This window comes from Aeromonas sp. A600620 (assembly GCF_029479985.1).
Taxonomy (GTDB): Bacteria; Pseudomonadota; Gammaproteobacteria; order Enterobacterales; family Aeromonadaceae; genus Aeromonas; species Aeromonas veronii_A.
Genome location: NZ_JAAKXB010000036.1, coordinates 1 through 526, shown reverse-complemented (window position 1 = coordinate 526; position 526 = coordinate 1). Strand labels below are relative to the sequence as shown.

Sequence of the window (526 nt, the reverse complement as noted above, 5' to 3'; positions counted from 1 at the left end):
GAACAGCGCATCAAGGAACTCGAGCAACAGCTGGCGCTGATGAGCCAGAAGGCCCAGTTCTTTGAGGCCGTCGTCGATGTACTGAAGAATGACTACGGCGTCTCCATCGTAAAAAAGCGACCCGGCAAGTCCTCTCGCAGCGGCAAGTCGAGAAGCTGACCATCGTCAGGGCTTGCCTGTTTCTGGGGATAAGCCGGCAGGCTTACTACAAGCGCAATCGGGTCGCCGACGAGCGCCATGCACAGGGGCTGCAGGTGGTGCGCTTCGTGCGTCAGGTTCGACTGCGACAACCTCGGGTGGGCACTCGCAAGCTGCATTATCTGCTGCAGGGTCAAGAGGATGGCGGGCTCAAGGTCGGGCGTGACAGGCTGTTTCGGATATTGGCCGAGCACCGTCTGCTAGTGCAGCCTAAGCGGGCGTATCACAAGACCACCCACAGTTTTCACCGTTTCTACCGTCATCCCAACTTGCTCAAGGCGGGGCCAGAGCAGGTCACACCGGTGGCCCCGGAGCAGGTCTGGGTCGC

General features: G+C 60.3%; 1 pseudogene. It reads left to right on the top strand.

The features are described from left to right. Positions 1 to 526, top strand: a pseudogene (locus G5533_RS20440) (IS3 family transposase); the annotation flags it as partial.